The following is a 2037-nucleotide window of genomic DNA, read 5'->3' as shown; positions in this document are numbered from 1 at the left end:
GGTCGGTGATAATGGCATCGACTGAATTGTCGGGAATGTGGTAGAGGCTATCGGCTGATGCGGCATTGATTTGGATGGTTTTGGGGTCGTATTGTTCGATACCTGGTAGGCCTGTTGAGTGGGGTTTTGTGCCGAATAATTTACAAAGCGGTGTGTAATCCCTTGCTCCTTCTTCCTGACACGCTTTCCAAAGTTCAGTAGCGCCATTAACCTCTGGATAATTCCACATTAAATTTAAAGCGTGCTGTGTAGAGGCTTTTTGAATACAAGCTCTAGCCGCGTTATAAATTACAAATCTACAATTTGCATCAACACATCTATCTAATACTAAAGCTAAATAAGTTACGATCGCCTCTACTTTCTCCAATTCATACTCAGCCTGTAGCAACGCCTTAGCTTCGTTGATAATTTCTACATAAGTGACTACCGTTAGCAACTGACGGGAATGAAAACAGTTCTCATATTTTCGCAAGCCATACTCATAATTGCGAGGTGAGTCATGCAATCCTGTACTGGTGGCTTCAATTGGAATTAGATTAGCGATGGTTAAATCAGCATAGTTTTCTTTTAATGCTTTTTCAGCTTTTTCGATTCCTTGAAAATCCATTTTCTCAGGCAATCTAAATTCTAAATTAGATTTTCCTTTTTTATAAGCTACTGCATAAAGCTGATGTCCCAAATCGTTAACTGATGAATAAGCCTTAATTGCTTCATCTTCAATCACACTGCCACAATTCGGACATTTACCAACACCCCGACTGAGAGTAACTGTATCACTCGGATCGTACTCCCCATCATCCGTTTTAATCGTCGATTCCTTACCTTTATTCCCCTTCACCAACTCAAAATCAACCCGCTTCTGTGCCAAGTTAGGAATAGGTTTCACCGCATACCAATCACTCGTAACTTTTCTCGATTGTCCCTTACCTGCATAATTACTCGTCTTACTCAACCACCAATTCGGACTCAACGGCACAACCGACTGACAACTCGGACAAACCACCGTATGCGCCCACAAATAATTCTGCACAGTTTCCCCCGGTAAAGAAGGGAAAAATTCAGCTAATCTTTTCTCGGCTTCATCCCCCACCCATTTCACCCATTTATCAATATCTTCCTGCAAGTCAGGGCCAAATTTCAGCGGATATTCCATAGCAGCTTTCATCGTCACCACCGCCACGGGATTGAGATCCGACGCCAACACATTCAACCCGTACCGCGCCGCCTCAAACGGAATGCTTCCCCCACCCGCAAACGCATCTAAAATTGTCGGCGTGCGATTCCCCCACACCTTCTCGCAATAGTCGTGAACTTTCTTAATTCGCACCGAAGACGGGGGAGTTTTGTAGAGTTTAATTTCCTTCCCCGGTTCCAATCCCAGCAAATATTCAAACTCTTCTAAAGAGATTTCTGCGGGTAAAATCGAGGCTAAAACCGAAGCGCGAGAAAACGATAAAGGTTTGCGGGAATACCAGCGGTGCAATCCTTTAAATGGATTGCCGCCGTGTTCGTAATAAACTTGCTCGTTTAGCATATTCACCGGCATGATTTTCTCGATGAAGAGTTTGGGGCGCATGATTTTTTAGGTTGGTGGTTGTTGGTTATTCTACTGGTTTCTGGCCCCGCGCTACCATCTGAGAAACCGGGTTTTTTCGAGTTTCTACGCTGGTAATCGAGTATTCGCGCAAAAACCCGGTTTCTGGCCCCCGCGACAATCCAAGAAACGCGCGACAATCCGAGTCCGATAGTCCGTCAGGGGTTGAAACCCCTGTCTCATAGCTGAAGTCGTCGGTCGCCGACTGAAGAACTAATTATATCAAATATCGGTGCGTTTATATAGGTATGTCATTGTTCACTGTGTGTTGCAATCGCAGGGGTTATGATAGCTTTGATCGAGAATAATTGATGTATTAAAGCCGGATTTAATATTAGTCGTCTTTAGACGACTTTAGCTATGAGGCAGGGGTTTCAACCCCTGACGGACTGTGTGTTGCAATCGCAGGGGTTATGATAGCTTTGATCGAGAATAATTGATGT

General features: G+C 44.1%; 1 protein-coding gene. It reads right to left on the bottom strand.

Annotation, left to right across the window (positions count from 1 at the left end; genetic code table 11):
- On the bottom strand, nt 1-1576 hold a 1576-nt coding region (locus QT974_RS33005), incomplete at its 3' end, for a DUF1156 domain-containing protein (protein ID WP_333472582.1).
- Between the last annotated feature and the right edge of the window lie 461 nt (nt 1577-2037).

It is taken from the genome of Microcoleus sp. BM001215392 (assembly GCF_036700185.1).
Taxonomy (GTDB): Bacteria; Cyanobacteriota; Cyanobacteriia; order Cyanobacteriales; family Microcoleaceae; genus Microcoleus.
This window is presented reverse-complemented; position numbering and strand designations above follow the sequence as displayed.